General features: G+C 40.2%; 16 protein-coding genes, 1 tRNA gene and 1 pseudogene. 6 read left to right on the top strand and 12 right to left on the bottom strand.

The window, feature by feature from the left end; all coding sequences use genetic code 11:
* Positions 1 to 46 precede the first annotated feature (46 nt).
* Entirely contained in the window at positions 47 to 712 is a 666-nt protein-coding gene (locus FTU16_RS14205; RefSeq protein WP_168377631.1) for an O-methyltransferase, read from the top strand.
* A gap of 166 nt (positions 713 to 878) precedes the next feature.
* On the opposite strand, the gene FTU16_RS14200 is transcribed toward FTU16_RS14205, so the two are convergent.
* The 11 genes and pseudogenes from FTU16_RS14200 to FTU16_RS14150 form a co-directional block, all read right to left on the bottom strand.
* A complete protein-coding gene (locus FTU16_RS14200; RefSeq protein WP_078188753.1) occupies positions 879 to 1721 on the bottom strand; it encodes a universal stress protein in 843 nt (280 codons plus the stop codon).
* A gap of 130 nt (positions 1722 to 1851) precedes the next feature.
* Positions 1852 to 2469: a DapH/DapD/GlmU-related protein gene (locus FTU16_RS14195; protein ID WP_180163506.1), complete on the bottom strand. Its 618-nt coding sequence runs from the start codon at positions 2467 to 2469 to the stop codon at positions 1852 to 1854.
* Positions 2462 to 3061 (bottom strand): YigZ family protein, encoded by a 600-nt coding sequence (locus FTU16_RS14190; RefSeq protein WP_180163505.1) that lies wholly within the window; start codon positions 3059 to 3061, stop codon positions 2462 to 2464. The genes FTU16_RS14195 and FTU16_RS14190 overlap by 8 nt, the downstream gene beginning before the upstream one ends.
* Positions 3062 to 3163: 102 nt before the next feature.
* On the bottom strand, positions 3164 to 4354 hold the full coding sequence (locus FTU16_RS14185; protein WP_078193562.1) for an HlyD family type I secretion periplasmic adaptor subunit: 1191 nt from the start codon (positions 4352 to 4354) through the stop codon (positions 3164 to 3166).
* 3 nt (positions 4355 to 4357) lie between these two features.
* A pseudogene (locus FTU16_RS14180) lies at positions 4358 to 6482 on the bottom strand (type I secretion system permease/ATPase).
* Positions 6479 to 8002 carry a TolC family protein gene (locus tag FTU16_RS14175; protein WP_180163516.1) on the bottom strand — a complete coding sequence of 508 codons (1524 nt, stop codon included), beginning with the start codon at positions 8000 to 8002 and terminating at the stop codon, positions 6479 to 6481. Before FTU16_RS14175 ends, FTU16_RS14180 begins: the two are co-directional and overlap by 4 nt.
* A gap of 166 nt (positions 8003 to 8168) precedes the next feature.
* Positions 8169 to 8912 (bottom strand): LPS export ABC transporter ATP-binding protein, encoded by a 744-nt coding sequence (lptB, locus tag FTU16_RS14170; protein ID WP_078188759.1) that lies wholly within the window; start codon positions 8910 to 8912, stop codon positions 8169 to 8171.
* Positions 8912 to 9478 (bottom strand): lipopolysaccharide transport periplasmic protein LptA, encoded by a 567-nt coding sequence (lptA, locus tag FTU16_RS14165; protein WP_111883783.1) that lies wholly within the window; start codon positions 9476 to 9478, stop codon positions 8912 to 8914. Before lptA ends, lptB begins: the two co-directional genes overlap by 1 nt.
* Positions 9468 to 10010: an LPS export ABC transporter periplasmic protein LptC gene (gene lptC, locus FTU16_RS14160; protein WP_180027055.1), complete on the bottom strand. Its 543-nt coding sequence runs from the start codon at positions 10008 to 10010 to the stop codon at positions 9468 to 9470. Before lptC ends, lptA begins: the two co-directional genes overlap by 11 nt.
* A gap of 35 nt (positions 10011 to 10045) precedes the next feature.
* Positions 10046 to 10585, bottom strand: coding sequence for an HAD family hydrolase (locus FTU16_RS14155; RefSeq protein ID WP_078188762.1), 540 nt, complete (start codon positions 10583 to 10585; stop codon positions 10046 to 10048).
* Between the two features lie 4 nt (positions 10586 to 10589).
* On the bottom strand, positions 10590 to 11567 hold the full coding sequence (locus FTU16_RS14150; protein ID WP_180163515.1) for an SIS domain-containing protein: 978 nt from the start codon (positions 11565 to 11567) through the stop codon (positions 10590 to 10592).
* Between the two features lie 356 nt (positions 11568 to 11923).
* Between FTU16_RS14150 and cysS the strand changes: the two genes are divergently transcribed.
* The 3 genes from cysS (at position 11924) to FTU16_RS14135 (ending at position 16209) form a co-directional block, all read left to right on the top strand.
* Positions 11924 to 13345 carry a cysteine--tRNA ligase gene (gene cysS / locus FTU16_RS14145; protein ID WP_180163504.1) on the top strand — a complete coding sequence of 474 codons (1422 nt, stop codon included), beginning with the start codon at positions 11924 to 11926 and terminating at the stop codon, positions 13343 to 13345.
* A 62-nt stretch (positions 13346 to 13407) separates the two neighbouring features.
* Positions 13408 to 13483 (top strand) — tRNA-Gly (locus tag FTU16_RS14140).
* Between the two features lie 626 nt (positions 13484 to 14109).
* Positions 14110 to 16209, top strand: a complete 2100-nt coding sequence (locus FTU16_RS14135; RefSeq protein ID WP_180163503.1) for a TonB-dependent siderophore receptor — start codon at positions 14110 to 14112, stop codon at positions 16207 to 16209.
* An 85-nt stretch (positions 16210 to 16294) separates the two neighbouring features.
* Here FTU16_RS14135 and FTU16_RS14130 read toward each other — a convergent pair whose 3' ends face one another.
* Positions 16295 to 16570 (bottom strand): hypothetical protein, encoded by a 276-nt coding sequence (locus FTU16_RS14130; protein WP_078193570.1) that lies wholly within the window; start codon positions 16568 to 16570, stop codon positions 16295 to 16297.
* Positions 16571 to 16987: 417 nt separating this feature from the next.
* Here FTU16_RS14130 and FTU16_RS14125 point away from each other — a divergent pair, with 417 nt between their 5' ends.
* Positions 16988 to 17695: a glutamine amidotransferase gene (locus FTU16_RS14125; RefSeq protein WP_180163502.1), complete on the top strand. Its 708-nt coding sequence runs from the start codon at positions 16988 to 16990 to the stop codon at positions 17693 to 17695.
* 66 nt (positions 17696 to 17761) lie between these two features.
* Positions 17762 to 18391, top strand: coding sequence for a LysE family transporter (locus FTU16_RS14120; RefSeq protein WP_180163501.1), 630 nt, complete (start codon positions 17762 to 17764; stop codon positions 18389 to 18391).
* Positions 18392 to 18531 lie beyond the last annotated feature (140 nt).

The raw sequence follows: 18531 nt of genomic DNA, 5'->3' as shown, positions 1-18531 counted from the left end.
AGTGGAAAGGTTTAAAATGCTTGCATCAATCACGAGGTGCGACAACATGCAACAAATGTGGACAGACATTGATGCTTACATCGATTCACATTTAATTCCTGAAGATCCAATACTGACTCAAACACTTCAACATACAGATGAACGTGGCTTTCCCGATCATCTTGCTGTAGCGGCCAATCAAGGTATGTTGCTACAAATGTTAATTCAAATGAACAAGTGTAAACGCGTTTTAGAACTTGGCACTTTTGCAGCCTATAGCACCATGTGGTTAGCACGCGCATTACCTGAAGATGGTTACATTCTGACCATTGAAGGTCGTGATACACATGCTGCCCTGGGTCAAGAAAATATTGATAATGCAAAGCTTGCACAAACGATTGAACTAAAATGTGGTCGCGCGGCAGATATTTTACGTGCCCTTCCTGAAGATACTGAAGCTTTTGACTTTATTTTTGTCGATGCAGACAAACAGAGCTACCCTGAATATTTAGAATTAAGCCTAAATTTATCTCATTCAGGTACAGTGATTGTTTTAGACAATGTGATTCGTGCAGGTGAGATTCTGAATGCCGAAAACCACAAGCCAAGTATTGAAGGTATCCGAGATATGTTCAAAGCCATGCAAAATCATCCAAAAATTTTATCTTGCACGGCACTTCAAACTGTAGGTTGTAAAGGTCATGATGGTTTTGCGATTGCAATCGTTAAATAATCTAAATCGAGGTGTTTTTTAGCCACCTCGAATAAAGGTATAAAAAATAATCAATACAATATTTTATTTTTAAAACAACTACTTACAAACACTACACACAGAGTTATCCACAATTTATGAGGATAACTCTGATTATTTTTAAATCAACCCTGTTCGTTTGCTCAACTTATTTTACAACCAACAATGGAACACTCGAATTTCTGAAAATACTGGTGGTGATACTGCCCAAGAAGAACTGATGGATTTTACTGTGGCTAAAAGCGCCAAGTACGATTAACTGAATGCCATGCTCTTGTTGATAGTCCAGAATATTTTCCGAAACATCGCCATAACGGTATTCCGTCACCACATCTAAACCGGCATTGGTTAAATAATTTTTTGGATCATCCAAGATTTGCGGGTGATCTCCAACATAAACCAAATGACATTGTAAGAGTTTGAGTAGATCACTTTGTGCCACACGCTTCATTAACTCAACGCATTTAGGCGAATATTCATAGGCAAAAATAAAGCGAGTCGGTGGTTTAAACGTTGGTCCTACGGTCATAACTGTACAACTTGCACCACGTATAAAGTTTTCAACATTACTACCCAGCGGCTTATTGCGCTCTGCTGAACGTTCACCCACGCGACCAATTAAAACAATATCGTCATCTTGCAACACATTAAAACTTTGCTCTAAGAAGTCGCCCTTTTCCTGAATATGGGTGGTTTGAATACCATGCTTATCTTGGATCATTTCAGAAATGTGTTTGAGCAAGTTATTACTATAATCTAACGCTAAATCACTTTGTTTTTGTTCTAACTCCGCGAGTTCTTTCAAGAGCATAGCATTACTTTCAAACCCAATCACGCCACTGATTTCACCTAAGTGATAACTTGCCGGATAGTAATCAAGTATTTGTAGTAAAACCAACTCGCGGTGAGTTTGTTTAGCAACCCAAGCAGCAGCATCAGCTAGTGCATTAATGCATGGAGAAGAGTCGATACAGGCGATAACTCGTTTCATGATTAGCCCTCGTTTTATTATTGCTTGGCTATAAAATGTTGTTTGTTATTTTTAACTTATCACAACTCTGTTTCACTGTGCATGCATTTGTGTAAGCATAAAAATGATTTATGACCTATTTGGTGATTATTTATTCACGATATCGAATGAATTTTGCAGGATTACCCGCAATAATGGCACGTGCTTCAACATTTTTCGTCACCATACTGTTCATACCGACCACAGCCTGCTCAGCAATGTGAATGCCATCCTTGATTCCAACATGCGCACCTAGCCAAACATCACGCTCTATCTCAATCCCTTGTGAACGTACAGCTTGTTGATAGATCGGTTGATTGACATCCATTCCATGATCAAAAGCGTATAAATGGCAATATGCCGCCATACGAACCTGATCGTGAATTTTGATGCCCACTCGCCCACCATCTATAATACAGTGATGATTGATCGCCACTTCATTGCCAATTTCAATTGGGCCATGCAAAGTGCAATCTGCTGCAATAAAGCTGTTATCTCCAATAACAATCTTACGTCCCGGTTCAGCAAAAATATGAGCCAATGGCGATATAAAACAGTTTTCACCAATTTCAACGGTTTCCATCGATTTGAGATAGTCTTGATATTCCTGTTGCCAAGCTTCGGCCCAACCACGATTTTTCGGTTTAAGTGACCAATACAACCAAGGCATATAATTCAGACGATGCTTATGTTGCTCTCGATATTTCAATAATGGATCTTGTTCATTCATCTTCATCAGCCTCGATGATATGCAATTGTTCACGTCCGCGAGTTACATCTTGAATCTTTAACTGTAGCGGTTGGATTTGATGAATTTGCAATGATGCAAGTACATTTACGCCCTGTGCTGAATAGTCTTCCTGAAATTCAATTTGCTGCTGATTGAGTTCATATTGGAAAATTGCCCATTCATTAAACTGACAACTAAACTGCACTTTTTTCTTCTCAATAAGTTCAATTTTTTCAGCTTGTAAAAGGCATTGACCTGCACAGCCACCATAGGCACGTACCAATCCCCCTGTCCCGAGCTTAATTCCGCCATACCAACGATTAACCAAGACCAACACGTTGGTCAGATCATTCCCTTCTATGGTTGCTAGAATGGGCCGACCTGCTGTGCCTGAAGGCTCACCATCATCATTAAAACGTACGGTATGTCCAATTTTCCATGCCCAACACTGATGTGTTGTTGAGATATCTTTATGGGCTTCGAGAAATTCTTTAACGGCTTGTTCATTTTCCACAGGAACTGCGATGGCTTGAAAACGACTTTTTTTAATGTCTTCTTCATATTCAAACTGTGCGGCGAGTGTAAATGGCATAACGTCTTTAGATCCTGTATCAAAGGACATTATAGCGTTTTTTGAAAGACTTACATCCACAAAAAAGCCTCCAAAACTGGAGGCTTGATTGGCACTGCGCTATTAACGTTCGCGAAGTGCTTCTTTTGCTTTATTGAATGGCTTGATTAAGTACTCAAGTACAGTTTTCGAGCCGGTACGGATATCAACTGTCGCCACCATACCCGGAGTGATACTAAAACTTTTACCTTCTTTATTGCTTAATTTATCACTATCTGTACGAATATAAACACGATAATAGAACTGATCTTGTTTCACTTCATCACGTAAAGTATCTGGTGAAATGACGGTCACTTTACCTTTTAGACCACCATAGATCGAATAGTCATATGCCGTAATTTTCACTAAGGCTTCTTGACCCGGACGAATAAAAGCAATATCTCGCGGTGAAATACGTGCTTCTACCAAAAGCTGTTCATCCAAAGGTACAATAGTCATCAATTTACCATTTTGCGGAATCACACCGCCCAATGTCATCACATCAATCTCTTTGACCACACCACGAACTGGAGATTTAAAAACGGTACGGCTCAGCGTATCCGATTTGCCTTTCACCACTTGTTGCTGCGATTCAATATCAGTATTGGCTTTCGACAATTCTTCCCGTGATTTCACCAAATATTGGTTACGGACATCATTTAACTGATTTTGTAAGTCATTCGCTGAACGCTTTAAACGAAGTACTTCAACTTCACTTGCTGCCCCTTTAGCAACGAGCGGCTCAGTCATGGCCAATTCTTGTTGAACTAACACCAATGCCTGTTTTAAGCCGGCAACAGATTCTTCCAAGTTTGCACGACGTGAATGATATAAAGCTGTTTCTTCCTTCACTAAAGCTGGAATCTTTTGAACATCTTCAGGAAAGGTTAATGGTGTACCATTCACTTCTGCACGTAAACGTGCTGCTGTCGCACGTGATGCCACAAGTAAAGACTCGGTTTCACCAACATTTGATGCGAAGCGTGTTGGATCGAGTTGCGCAAGGACTTGACCTTGTTCAACAATTTGACCTTCCTTCACATTCAACTTGGTTAAAATACCTCCCTCAAGCGACTGAACAATTTGTTCTTTCGAAGATGGAATCACTTTACCTGTCCCTGTAGAGACTTCTTCTAATTTAAACAACCAAGCCCAAACTAAAAGGATTGCCAGACCAATCGTAATAATCCAAATGATTAAACTCGATTTCGGTAATGGTGGCTCTTTAAAGCTGACTTTGGTCGAGCGTTGTATTTCTTGTTTATTTTCACTCATGATTTAAGCCCCAGCTACTTTTTTCTGAGCATTCTGATTCAGAATTTGATCACGAGGCCCATCCATGACAATTTTACCTTCATTCACCACAATAATGCGGTCAACCAACTCAAGTACCGCACGGCGATGTGTTGCTACCACCATAGTTCGGTTTTGTAAATAACCTTTTAAATGATCGATCAACTGCTTCTCAGATACGTCATCAATGGCTGCTGTAGGTTCATCAAGCAATAAAATATTGGGTTGACGAATCAATAAGCGTGCAAGCAACAAAGCTTGGCGTTGACCGCCAGAGAAGCCTACACCACCTTCTAAAATGATATGGTCTAGCCCTTCTTTTTTCTCTTGAACAAAGTGAATTGCACCCGTAATTTTCAGTACTTCAATCAATTGTTCATCCGTAGCCAGCGGAGCACCCAAGGTCAAGTTTTCACGAATCGTACCATAAAATAACTGTGAATTTTGGTTCAATAGCCCCATATCACGGCGTACATCTGCGGGGTCAATTAAAGACAGCTCAATCCCATCTAATTTAACTTTGCCTTGTACTGGCGTTTGCATACCCGATAACAATTGGAGTAGCGTCGACTTACCAGCACCGTTACGGCCCAAAATTGCGATTTTTTCTCCAGCCTTAATTTCCAGTTTTGGAATTAAAAGACTTGGACGTGGGTCATCTTCACCATACTTAAATGACACACCATTGAGTTCATAATGACCATTAATTGATGGTCGATGAATAAGATGAGAATAATCCGGTTGATCGACAGGTTTCTTCATGAGCTCATCCAGACCGGCTTTTGCCACTTTAGCCTGTTGTAAACGACCTAATACCCCTGCCAGTGCAGAAATCGGTGCCAACATTCGTGAAGACAAAATCGAACAAGCCACCAAAGCACCTGTGGTCATTTCACCTTTCATCACAGCAAAACAGCCGACAAGTACAACAATTGCAAACGTTAGACCCTGAATTTTTTGCGTCCATGCCGACATTAAGCCTACAATTTTACGTTGACGCATGCTGACATCAGCAGACACTTCATTCATGTGGTTCCATTGGTTTTGGAAACGTGATTCAGCACGAAGTAATTTGATATCCTCCATACCTTGCACAGATTCAACCAATAAGGCATTACGAATCGAAGACTCGCGCATACCCATTTGTGCAAGTTTAGCCAATGGTTTTTGCGCCAAAATCCCTGGAATAATCATCAAAGGAACCACCAACAGCATAACCCAAAATAGATTGCCGCCAATTAACCAGAAGATGAACAGGAACAAGAAGAAAAACGGTAAGTCGGCAATCGCAGTAACAGTCGTCGAGGTGACCATTTCGCGTACCCCTTCTAATTCACGAATCTGTGAAATAAAAGTACCTGTAGATTTTGAGCGTTCGCTATTTTTAATTCTTAATGCATGACCAAATACACGATCTGAAATTTTCAAATCGGCACGTTTACCAATAATATCCGACAAATAAATTCGTGAAACACGTAATGCAAACTCAAATATCGCTGCAATTAACACCCCACCCGCAAGTACCCATAAAGTCGGCACAGATTGAGATGGAATGACACGGTCGTACACATTCATTGAGAATAAAATGGTGGCTAGGGCCAAGATATTTGCCATTAATGAAGCAAACATAATGTCGATGTAGCGTTTCCAGTCTTTTAAAACGATCGACCAGAACCAATTTTTTTCAAACGGCTTGATGTATTCATCAACACGTGCATCGGGTACAGATGACTCTGGACGCAGAATATATATTGCGAACGCCATGGCTCAATCGTTCAATAGAGAAGACTTGAGATAAACCTTCATCTCCGCTCAATTGGACACTGGCATTACCGTCTACGTCTATGCGTTCTACCACACCCACTTCACCACTGATAAACTCAACCAATACCGGTAAGCGCCATGGATTGAGCAGATTTATGTCGTATTTGTTTTTACGAACACTTAATCCAATTTGGCGTGCCATAACTGCGACCAGTTCATCGGCATTTTTGTGTTGATCCCAATCCAACTGCAACCGTATACGTTCTTCAGAGGGTTCAATTCGATAATGCTTTGCAATATTCAGAACCGCTTGTAGCCACGGTTGATAATTTATTGTATTACTCATGGCTGAACTTCAAACCCCTGAATAGATATATTATTAAGTTCATAGATATTTCGTGAACGCCCTGTCACTTGGATGTACTGTGCAAGTGCTGAGTAGATATCATATTGCGATGTCACAATTTCTTGTGCGGCACTATGTATGGCTTGCTCTGCATTCAGTAGATCGACAACCGTTCGAGTGCCTAATTTATATTGTTCTTGATACAGCTCTTTGGTTCTTACCGTTGTTTCACGGCGCTGCACCAATATCGACATTTGACGCTTTTTATTTTCGATTTGTTCACGAATCATTCGGACTTGATCAATCACATCCAAATACACTGTATTTACTTGTGCTTTTGCTGCTTCTTCTGCATAGCTTGCGGCACGTGTTTGCGCTGCAATTGCACCACCTTGGTAAAAATTACTGGTGGCTTCCAACATGATTGAATTATATAAACCATCATCTTCATCATTATTTGGATTACGGCCATTCACCGCCTGACTCAGACTGCCTTTGACATTGAGGGTTGGATAAGCACTTAATTTTGACTGTTGCTTTTGCAGTTTGGCAACTTGAACTCCAGCCTGTGCTTTCATCATGCTCGGAATCATCTTGAAGTCCGGATCCTCATATAAAGCCGCTGCAGTTAAGATCCGATCGGGTATCACCCAATTGATCTGACTTACATCAAAACCTAACAAGGTACGAAGTCGCTGTTGGTACTGTCGAAGTTGAGTTTCTTGCACAATTAAATTTGATTCCGCAGCTTCTAAATTTGACTTGGCTTGAATAGGGTCTGCTTGACTACTGATCCCTGCGGTTGCACGTAAATTAGCAATCTCAGCAATCCGACTCACACCGGCAATTTGCTGCTGCGCAATTTTAGCAACTTCTTGATATCGTTTAATGTTGATAATGGCATTTGCAACATCAAAAGAAACTTCATCTAAATTTACAAGTACATTAGCCTGCTCTTGTAACATTTTTGCTTCTTCGATACCGACAGCACTTTTGGTTTTACCAAAGTCATATAACATCTGCGTCGCATTTAAAGATACAAACTGACGTCCACGCTCGCCTTTAGTCAGATCTGCAGTGCTCAATCCACCTGAAATTTGGGGATAATATGCAGCATTCGCTAGGTCAATATTAGCGTTTTGCGATGCGACTGTAGCAATACTTTGTGTGATTTCTGGACGTCTTTGGACGGCGATATGTATCGCATCAATAAAACTTAGATTCTTCGCTACTGTGTTTGGATTATAGCTGCCTTGTTGTGTTCGACCATAAGCAACGGCTGGCATTTCTTGGACACGTGAGGTATCTAAATTATATTTACTGAGTTCGGTGATGTTAATTTTTTCGGCAGAAGGTTTAGGCTTATTAGGTAAAAAAATCTTATCTAATGTCTTTTGAATGGTACTTTGTGCAGTGCTAGTATCTGCTGCATACACTGAACCAATGGAAAAGGGTAATAATAATATACAAAAGAAATTACACTTATTTTTACGCGGACGCCCAACTTCTGGACCATTCATCTTTCGTAATCGCATGATTTTTGCAGATCGTATTTTTAGTTTAATGTATACTGATATTTTTGTTAATTTTTAGATTAATTACTCAGTTTTTGTCATTTCAGACAATAACATAAACCCGCTGAACCAAACTAGCGCCATTCAACGGGCAATTTCTTATTTTATTCAATTAAACGGTAAAATCATCACCAAGATAAACTTTACGTACCGTTTCATCTGCAAGCACTTCTTCTGGTGTGCCTTCTGCAATCACTGAGCCTTCACTCACGATATAGGCGTGCTCACAAATTGCTAGAGTTTCTCGCACATTATGGTCGGTAATTAATACACCAATACCACGATCTTTCAATGTTCGGATAATGTCTTTGATATCACCCACTGAAATAGGATCGACCCCTGCAAAAGGTTCATCTAGCAACATAAATTTAGGGTCTGCCGCTAACGCACGCGCGATTTCCGCACGACGACGCTCACCACCCGACACACTCATACCAAGAGAATCTTTGATGTGTGTGATTTTAAAGTCAGCAAGCAATTCTGTTAGACGTTGCTGACGCTGTTGCTTATTCAGATCTTTACGAGTTTCTAGAATAGACATGATATTTTCAGAAATCGTTAATTTTCTAAAAATAGATGCTTCTTGAGGTAGATAACCAATACCTTTACGTGCGCGCTCATGCATTGCCAAGTCAGACAAATCAAGATCATCTAAATGAATCTCACCTTTATCCATACGAACTAAGCCAACAACCATATAGAAGCTTGTGGTTTTACCTGCACCATTTGGACCAAGTAAACCCACAATTTGACCACTTTGCATGCTAAAGGACACATCCTTTACCACCCAACGCTTACTGTAGTTTTTGGCTAAATGCTTAATACATAAAGTTTGAACTTGCGAGGTCTGCTCCATTAATCACGTGCTCCTGGGAAGGACTTAGTGCTTGACGGCGGAATCACGATTTGTACACGACCTGAAGAAGATCCAGATTTATTTGGCGTACCTTCAGCAACGATATCGCCTTTATTCATACTGTATTTCAAGCTATTACCACGAATACTTGCACCATCTTGTTGCAACAAAGCACCACCCGTCATGGTGATAATACCTGTTTCAGCATTGTAGACGATTTTCTGTGCTTGGCCTTTCGCATAGCCTTTGGCAGGGTCAGTTTTTTGTTGGAAATGTGCTGGCCCACCCGTTGCTGTAATCGTACTGATCTCTTTTTTGCTGTTTAAGTTCGCAACGATTGAGTTTGCCTGCAGCTTCATTGAACCCTGTTCAATGATGACATTACCGGTATACGTCGTAATCCCGGTTTTTTCATTAAACGTTGCACGATCGGCAACCAATGAAATCGGTTGATTACGGTCGGAAGGCAAAGCAAAAGCTGCAACTGAACATAACGCCAGTGAACCGAGTAGCGCTGTACGTTTTAGGAAAGTTTTTGCAGTTTTTCGATTAAAATTATGGTTCATACTTTCCTCGAATATTAAAAAATTCGTATTGACCGTCGTTTAAATTTGCTTTTAAACCTTGGCTGACAAATTCGGCTTGTGGTGAAATCACCGTTACAGTCTTGTCCGTTTCTATTTCACGCTTTTTTGGAAAAGCAGTTAGTTCCTCAGTACGAAACTCCATTTGACCTTCACGCATCAATTTCGTTGCAACCACATTGTCACTCAGTACGACTTTTTGGTTATCGTCCATACCATTGGCTTGTTTGGCAAAGAACGTGGCATCGACAGCACCATCTTGATAGGTCGATGCTTTCAGATTGACCAAATGAGACGTTTGCTTTTGCAAATCCTGCTCAAGTCGATCGACTTGCGCACGAATATGCAATTTCCCCTGCTCATCAGTCTGCGTCAGGTTAATGTTTTCAGCTGAGTAAGTCATACTTTTCGAAGAGTCCGCCTGAAGTTTATTACCCTTTCCACCGAAATAGTAAAAACCACCGCTTACTGCAGCAATGACCACAGCTGTCACGTATAAAACTTTAGTATCCATAAGCGGAGATTCAATCCAATGACTGCATCAATTTATTAATAAGGTGCACTTGCATATTTTTCAAGTAGTTCCTGGTATACACCTTTAGAAACTAAAAGCATATCGCAGATTTCACGAACAGCACCACGTCCACCCATCGCCTGAGTAACAAGATCTGCACGACGACGTACTTCTAAATGTCCATTCGGTACGGTCACTTTCATCCCTGCAATAGCAAAGGCTGAAAGATCGGGCCAATCATCACCCATATATAGGCAATCTGAAGGATCAATACCAAACTGTGCACAGGCTTCAGTCAAGGCAACACCTTTGTCTTCACGTCCTTGAAAGACCAAATCGACACCTAAGTCAGACATGCGTTTTTCAACAATATTACTTTTACGGCCGGTAATAATGATGACTTTGATACCCGCTTTTTGCACTAACTTCATGCCCAAGCCATCACGAATATCAAAAGATTTGATTTCATCGCCACTATTGGTCAACGTTACAAATCCATCACTTAAAATTCCATCTACATCCAGTACCAGTGCTTCTATGTGACGCGCTTGTTCTAGCAATACATACGATGCCATTTTCTTAATTTACCCCAGCCTGAATCAGATCATGCATGCTGATAATCCCAATCACTTTCTTGGCATCATCAACAACTACAAATTGTGTAATTTTCTTTTCGTTCATACGTTCTAAAGCATGTACCGCACGTTCTTCTTGTGAAATCGTCAAAGGATTTTTAATCATCACTTCTGAGACTTTCATATTCACATCAAAGCCTTGCTGTTTATCAATCAAACGACGTAAATCACCATCGGTAAAAATGCCCAATAAGGTATCGTTTTCATCGACGATCGTGGTGAGACCCAAACGTTTATTTGAAATTTCGTACAGGACTTTATTCATTGGTGTCTCTGGCGACACTTTGGGTAAGTCTTCACCTGTATGCATAAGATGTTTTACATGCAATAACAAACGCTTACCCAACGCTCCAGCAGGATGAGAACGTGCGAAATCATCTGAGGTAAAGCCACGTGCATCCAATAATGCAACTGCAAGGGCATCACCTAAGGCTAATGTTGCAGTGGTACTTGAGGTCGGAGCTAAACCCAAAGGGCATGCTTCTTGAATATTACCCAAGGTCAATGCGACATCGGCATTTTGTGGCATTGGGCCTTTATTGTCGCCACTCATAGTAATGAGAGGAATGCCCAAATGTTTGATCAATGGCATCAGCATCATAATTTCATCACTCTTACCTGAGTTTGAAATTGCAATGAGCACATCACCTTTAACCAACATGCCCAAATCACCATGTCCAGCTTCACCCGGATGCATGAAGAAAGATGGCGTACCAGTCGAGGCAAATGTAGCGGCCATTTTACGACCGATATGACCCGATTTGCCCATACCAGTAATCACTAAACGCCCTTTGCACTGTAAAATGATTTCGCAGGCTTGGCTAAAACGATCATCTATTTGCGTCGCTAATACTTGTAAAGCATGCTCTTCAATACGCAAAGTTTCTAATGCGACTTTCTGAAAATCGACTTGATTCGGCATATTTGGTGGATTCAAAGTTGTTATACCTTAAGCCGTGAGAGGTGCGCTCTCACTTTCAAAATAAAAAATTTTCACAATTTTATCATATCTATACAAATAGCACGTTTCCAAATGTATAAGAATTCATGAATTATGCAGAAAAGATGCATTTCTTCTTTTTTATCTTAGGAACAGATAAATTGAATTAAACTCTCAAATGAAATTCAGCCCGAATCAAATGAGCCTTCAACTTCTTTTTCCAGCAGTACAATTACATCAAGCATTAAAAAATATCTGCTTTTTTGGGTTTTAACTTTATGAAAAAAAATGCTTAGGTTAAGATGAGCCATCTTTTGGTAGAAACAATTTGAAGACCTATGCAACCTTTTGTTCTATATAACTCAGAGCAACGTAAAAAAGTAGAATTCGTACCTCGCAAAGAAGGACATATCGACATGTATGTCTGTGGAATGACTGTGTATGACTACTGTCATATTGGTCATGCTCGAGTTATGGTTGCATTTGACTATATTATCCGTTTCCTGCGCAGTCAGGGCTGGAGCGTAAAATACGTTCGAAACATTACCGATATTGACGACAAAATCATTGCCCGTGCCAATGAAAATGGCGAAAGCATTACTGCTTTAACCGACCGTTTTATTAAGGCCATGAACGAAGATGCTGCCAATTTAGGTTGTGCAGCACCTGATGAAGCACCACGTGCAACAGACTATATCGATCAAATGCAGAATATGATTGGTAGCTTGGTTAACAAAGGTACAGCCTACCCATCTGCAAATGGCGATGTTTATTTTGAAGTTGAAAAGTTTGCCAAATATGGTCGTCTTTCGGGTCGTAAACTTGACGATATGCAGGCTGGTGCTTCTGAACGCGTTGATGTAGAAGTAGAAAAGAAACATCCTTTTGACTTCGTGCTTTGGAAACATGCCAAAGAAAATGAACCTTCTTGGGCTTCACCTTGGGGCAATGGCCGTCCGGGCTGGCATATTGAATGTTCAGCGATGTCGACCTGCTGCTTAGGCAACCATTTTGATATTCATGGTGGCGGTTCAGACTTAACTTTCCCGCATCATGAAAATGAAATTGCGCAATCTGAGGCATCTACTGGCGAACAGTATGTTAATTACTGGATGCATGTCGGCTTTATTAATGTCGATGGCGAAAAAATGTCGAAGTCTTTAGGTAACTTCTTCACTATTCGTGATGTCATGGATAAATTCCACCCTGAAGTGATCCGCTTCTTTATTGTGTCATCACATTACCGTAGCCCAGTAAACTTCTCTGACACTGCTTTAAAAGAAGCGAAAAATACCCTTTCCCGTTTCTATCATTCATTTAAAGCTTATCAGCAAGTCTATGGTGAAAAAACCGTAGAAACTTTGGATGATGCTTTAGTTGAGCGCTTTAATGCCGCTATGCGTGATGATTTCAACACCGCAGAAGCAATTGCGGTATTGTTTGAAGTCAACAAAGAATTGAACCGTGCCGTGAAAGATGAAAATGCTGAACAAGCGGCTGTGTATTATTCGACATTGCGTCACTTGACCAATATTTTAGGTTTGGTGCAACACAATGTGGATGATTTCCTGAAATCTGATATCGGTCAGGAAGCATTAGGCTTATCAGAAGAACAGATTGAAGATTTAATTCAACAACGTAAAGATGCGAAAAAAGCCAAAGAATTTGCCAAAGCAGATGACATTCGTCAATCTTTACTGGATCAGGGCGTAGTTCTGGAAGATACACGTCAAGGTACTATTTGGCGTCGCGCTGATTAATTAAGCAAACAGAAGCATAGAGAGTTGACAGTTGCGTGAAATTCTCTATAATTCACCTCATTGCGGGAATAGCTCAGTTGGTAGAGCATAACCTTGCCAAGGTTGGGGTCGGGAGTTCGAGTCTCCTTTCCCGCTCCAAAATACGAAAAACCCTCATCGAAAGATGAGGGTTTTTTTATGTCTAAATCTTTCTTCAAAGGCTTATTTTTATATGTATTTACTCATGTTATGCACATGAAAGCCATTTCACATTTTTAAAATAATATTTAAATCTGACGAAGTCTTACATTTAGGGATTAAATACAGGGATTAGCTTTCGGCTGGAAGTACTCTTACGAAACGTTGTTTCTCATTCGGCAAAATGAGATGCGAAGCTTCGCAAGGAAACCATCTTGCGGTGCAATGCACCTCACAGACAAAACTCGTTCACTACCGTCAAATTATTCAACGTATCGCAAAAACATTTTTGATTAGAAGTCGTCCTGTCTCAAACAATTGCGCATGACATTACCGCGTATCTTTATTATTTGAAGCAAAGTACGCTTCTGATGCTACTGCGTCACCTCAGTTATTTATTATATTGTAGCGACGTTAATAGGCCTTAATTTCCCCCCCAACGAATAAGGCTTTCCTTATTGCAATATGACCTTTCGCCTACCTGTTAAAAAATAATCAGATGAAATGCTCATCTTGGTTATTCTCCTCAATTTTTCTCCATAATTTTCCGTTATTCTTTGCCAAAATTACATTTGGACAACCAAATAATGCACGGCGCGCACACCACACTCAAACTGACCAGCTTAAGTTACGCATTACTTACGATCTCAACATCAATTTGGGCCGCAGATACTGTTCAAAATCCCCAAGAATCTGCAGCAGTTCAGCAAATGGAAGCTTTAACATTTGAAGTTCCAACAGCAAGCACTAAGCCCAAAGACCCAGATATCAGTGCTGTCGCAAAAACCATCATAAGCCGTGATGAAATGTTGAAATTTGGCGATCAGTCCATCAATGATGCACTGCGTCGTGCTGCAGGGTTTCAACTCCCCGGTGCCGGCGGTGGTCCACGTGGTGGTGCAGGTGCTGGCGGCATGCGTTTTCGTGGTGGTGGCGCACCCGTGTTTTTAATCAATGGTGAACCTGTACAAGGTGGTCCTCGTGGGGGCATGTCAATTGTTGATAGCATTACACCGGAAATGATCGAACGCCTTGAAATCACCAAACAACCAAGTGTAGCTCAAGGCTCGGTTGCTTCATCTGCTGTCATTAATATTATTTTAAAAGAACCATTGAATGGCACGCGTTTGAGTGGTTCTGTACGTGCTGGTTATGGTCTAACCAAATCAAATACACGTGAAGAAGAACGCACCAATTTAAACTTTCAAATGGATGGTCGTTCAGACCCTTGGATCTATAGTTTATCTGGGAGCCAAATGTGGAATGATTCAGATACGCTCACCCGCACACAAGATGCAACAGGGACGAAAACTCAAAAACGCATCACCAATCGTACGTCGCAAATGCTCACCCCACGTGTTGAATATCAACTTGATGATCAACAAAAATTGGTCGCTGAAATATTTTATCGCAACAATGAAAGCGAAGGCACAAGTGGCTCCCAAGTCCAAAAAGATAAAAATGACAGCATTCGACTCAACACACGATATGAGCGTAAAGACCAAGGCAATTCCGACAAAATTCGCTTATCAATCGAGCAGCAAAATGAAACAGAATTAACAGAGTATAGAGATTCTCAATCGTATATTGATGAACAAATTAATGAATATAGCTTAGGCTATGACGGTGTCCGCAAGTTCGACTCAAAACGCCAAATAAAATTTGGTACTGATCTACGTAGCAATGAACTTGAAAGCAATATTGCAAAGACCTTAGATGAACAATTGTATGCTGCCTATGTTGAAGGAAGTTGGAAATATACGCCGCGCCAAACCTTAACTTTAGGTGTACGCCAAGAGTGGATTGATCGTTCAGGTTTAGTGGATTATCAAGATCAGCATTTAAGTCCTGTATTAGCACACCGTTTTGACTTTAATGACCAGTGGTCACTTCAAACCAATTTGAGTCAGGCTTTTAAAAACCCACGTAGCAATCAATTAATGCCGACTATTTCAGTTTCTACAGATAGCGATGCAGGGAAACTAAACAATCCTGATCGTGGTGGTAATCCTGACCTAAGACCTGAAACTATTAATGCTTACGAAACAACCTTAGGCTATAACACCCCTGCTGGAGGTGTAAATATCACTGCATATTATCGAGAAATTAATGACTATATCGAAAAATCGATCCTGTCAGAAAATGCTACAGGCGGTCGTTGCGAAACGGGAAATACCGATTGCCGTTTTGTCGAACGCCCATATAACCAAGACAGTGCAACTACTTATGGTGTGGAGATTGCTGGACGCTATGCACTGAAGCAAACGGAGAATGGTCATTCTTTTATGTTGAATGCTCAGCTTTCAACTGTACGTGCAAAAATTGAAGAAACTGACGGCTCTGACCGTTTGGCAAGTGATGTTGCACCTTATACCGCAAGTGCTGGTTTATCATACAACTACCAACCGTGGCGTATTGCAACAAGTGTGAATCTCGATTATACCCCTGAATATACACGTGCACTGAGTAACGAACCGTACAATCGCACCAGCAATGAACGCGTCAATATGGATGTGAGTTTTACTAAACGCTTTGATCAAAATTGGTCTGCATCGGTGAATGCACGTAATATTCTCAGCTCAGATTATAAAGAAGTGTTAAAGGAACAAAGTTCTGGCGCGCTATACCAATCTCGTATCAATGAATCAATTCCAAGCTTTATGTTTACCTTAGAAAAGAAATTCTAAACCGTTTCTAATAGACTTCTAAGAGATTCAATATAAAAAACCGATACGGATATATATCGGTTTTTTATGCGTACACGACCGCAAACTAGCGCTCAATTGCCTTCAGCATTTTCGCAATTTTTAGGGTATGTTCCTTCTGTCCTTTTTTCTCTAAGACTTTTTGCTCAACCCACCATAAATATTCAAAAATTTCTGATTCACTTGAATCCTCTTGAATTAATTTAAAAATATTGGGCAAATAATCATCATACTCATCACGTAAAGCAGGAATACGGCGAATCCCTAACGGGTCCCATTCCTTTAATAAAATTTTATGTATCGCATGCAAGAGACTGGCATCTCGATTATGTTTTGACTGCATACAAGTTCCCTGGCTTATATTTTTTTACTTTTAAAATCAGTTATCTAATTATGTGATGATATTAAAAGAAAAATGAACTGTTGTTTGTCGAAGATTTCATCATACGCATCTCTAAACGCTTTTCCATTGGTTTTTCATCTTTTTTTTATACTAAACCAAAGCTTTATCTAAATTTCATGCACTTTTTCTCATAAATTTTGCCAATAAAGCCTTGCGGGATCCCTTAATTCACAGCACCAAAGTTTTAAATGCTAAGTTCTATCGTCGAACATAATCACTCAAAGAAAAAACAATCCGCTTCAACCAACTTCTATATTTATTTCTTTTCGAAATTGTGAAAAATTTACAGTTTTCCTTTTTAATCTCCGGCAATTCAAGCTACATTCTATTTTGAAATCTTAATCCTGAAAAATCCCTATGAGTACTGCATTAAACGAAACCATCTACGTCATTCAACACCTTGCATTTGAAGATTTGGGTTCATTGGAAGATGTATTTTACCAACTGGGTTATCGGGTGAGATACTTCGAAGCTGGAGTCGATGACCTGAGTAAAGCTATGCAACATACAGGGCTTACCATCATTTTGGGTGGCCCGATCGGAGTCTATGAAACTGATGACTACCCATTCCTACAAAAAGAAATAGACTTACTTAAAGTACGTTTAGAGAGTAACTTACCGACTTTAGGCATTTGCTTAGGTGCTCAGCTTATTGCGCATGCATTGGGAGCGAAAGTCTATGCAGGTCATAGCAAAGAAATCAGTTGGAGTTCCCTAGCGCTTGATGCCATCAGTGACAATATATTAGCGCCATTAGATCAAGTGCCTGTACTGCATTGGCATGGTGATACCTTTGATTTACCTGTAAATGCACAGCTGCTAGCTAGCTCGACAATATACCCGAATCAAGCGTTTAGCTATGGGCCCAATATTTTAGCCCTACAGTTTCACATCGAAGCAGAAGCACAAGCCATGGAAAAATGGCTGATTGGGCATACATGTGAATTACATAAAGCACAAATTAACATTCCAAATTTACGCATGCAAAGCCAGCAACATGCACCTCATTTAGAACGTGTTGCTCCCATGATTTTGCAACAATTTTTACAACAGCTTGAGCTGTAAAACAGCTATTAATTTAAAGCTAAATGGCTTATAACAGTTGCATTTCAAAATGTATAAGCCATTAGAATGACTCCCTTACTCAGCATTGCACTCATCCACTTTTTTGCTCTCATCAGCCCAGGCCCAGACTTCTTTTTTGTAACTCAAAGTGCTATTCGACAATCCAGATCACATGCATTATTTGCCGCATTAGGTATTTCACTCAGTATCTTGGTTTGGTCAATTTGTGCAATAAGTGGCTTACATTTTCTATTTCAAAAAATGGCCTGGTTACAACAATGCCTCATGATTTTGGGTGGCTTATATCTTTTATATTTAGGCTCTCAGTTATTAAAGTCTGCGTGGAGCAAAGATCTAGGCACTCTAACAAAACCAACCGAGCAAGCCGTACAGAAAAAATCACCTTTGACGCTGTTATTCCAAGGTTTCTTGACCAATATGGCCAATCCTAAAGCATTGGTTTATTTCAGTAGTGTATTTTCTATTGGGATCAGTGCAAATGTCAGCATATTTGATCAGAGCTCTTTATTGGCTTTAGTCTTTATTGAAAGTTTAATTTGGTTTGCATTGGTTGCGGTCTTATTTTCAGCACCTAAAATGACCCATTACTATCAAAAATTTAGTAAAAAAATTGATGCAATTACTGGTGGGATCTTCATCAGTTTTGGCTGCCTATTGCTGCTCAATCGTGATTGATCATTCATCAGATGTAAGCGTCCGCTGAACACACCTTCTGAATTCATCCTATAAGCCTTAATTTAGTCCCCACTTAGAAACAAGTGGGGACTTAAATTTATGACTACAAATCATCAGACATCCATCGCATCTCTTGCGAA

Origin of the sequence: Acinetobacter sp. YH12069 (assembly GCF_013419675.1) — a bacterium.
Taxonomy (GTDB): Bacteria; Pseudomonadota; Gammaproteobacteria; order Pseudomonadales; family Moraxellaceae; genus Acinetobacter; species Acinetobacter amyesii.
This window is presented reverse-complemented; position numbering and strand designations above follow the sequence as displayed.

What these genes read in the sequence shown, in the direction of transcription:
- FTU16_RS14205 (WP_168377631.1), top strand. Translation starts at nt 47, where the DNA reads ATGCAACAAATGTGGACAGACATTGATGCTTACATCGATTCACATTTA.
- FTU16_RS14200 (WP_078188753.1), bottom strand. Translation starts at nt 1,721, where the DNA reads ATGAAACGAGTTATCGCCTGTATCGACTCTTCTCCATGCATTAATGCA.
- FTU16_RS14195 (WP_180163506.1), bottom strand. Translation starts at nt 2,469, where the DNA reads ATGAATGAACAAGATCCATTATTGAAATATCGAGAGCAACATAAGCAT.
- FTU16_RS14190 (WP_180163505.1), bottom strand. Translation starts at nt 3,061, where the DNA reads ATGCCATTTACACTCGCCGCACAGTTTGAATATGAAGAAGACATTAAA.
- FTU16_RS14185 (WP_078193562.1), bottom strand. Translation starts at nt 4,354, where the DNA reads ATGAGTGAAAATAAACAAGAAATACAACGCTCGACCAAAGTCAGCTTT.
- FTU16_RS14175 (WP_180163516.1), bottom strand. Translation starts at nt 8,002, where the DNA reads ATGAATGGTCCAGAAGTTGGGCGTCCGCGTAAAAATAAGTGTAATTTC.
- lptB (WP_078188759.1), bottom strand. Translation starts at nt 8,912, where the DNA reads ATGGAGCAGACCTCGCAAGTTCAAACTTTATGTATTAAGCATTTAGCC.
- lptA (WP_111883783.1), bottom strand. Translation starts at nt 9,478, where the DNA reads ATGAACCATAATTTTAATCGAAAAACTGCAAAAACTTTCCTAAAACGT.
- lptC (WP_180027055.1), bottom strand. Translation starts at nt 10,010, where the DNA reads ATGGATACTAAAGTTTTATACGTGACAGCTGTGGTCATTGCTGCAGTA.
- FTU16_RS14155 (WP_078188762.1), bottom strand. Translation starts at nt 10,585, where the DNA reads ATGGCATCGTATGTATTGCTAGAACAAGCGCGTCACATAGAAGCACTG.
- FTU16_RS14150 (WP_180163515.1), bottom strand. Translation starts at nt 11,567, where the DNA reads ATGCCGAATCAAGTCGATTTTCAGAAAGTCGCATTAGAAACTTTGCGT.
- cysS (WP_180163504.1), top strand. Translation starts at nt 11,924, where the DNA reads ATGCAACCTTTTGTTCTATATAACTCAGAGCAACGTAAAAAAGTAGAA.
- FTU16_RS14135 (WP_180163503.1), top strand. Translation starts at nt 14,110, where the DNA reads ATGCACGGCGCGCACACCACACTCAAACTGACCAGCTTAAGTTACGCA.
- FTU16_RS14130 (WP_078193570.1), bottom strand. Translation starts at nt 16,570, where the DNA reads ATGCAGTCAAAACATAATCGAGATGCCAGTCTCTTGCATGCGATACAT.
- FTU16_RS14125 (WP_180163502.1), top strand. Translation starts at nt 16,988, where the DNA reads ATGAGTACTGCATTAAACGAAACCATCTACGTCATTCAACACCTTGCA.
- FTU16_RS14120 (WP_180163501.1), top strand. Translation starts at nt 17,762, where the DNA reads ATGACTCCCTTACTCAGCATTGCACTCATCCACTTTTTTGCTCTCATC.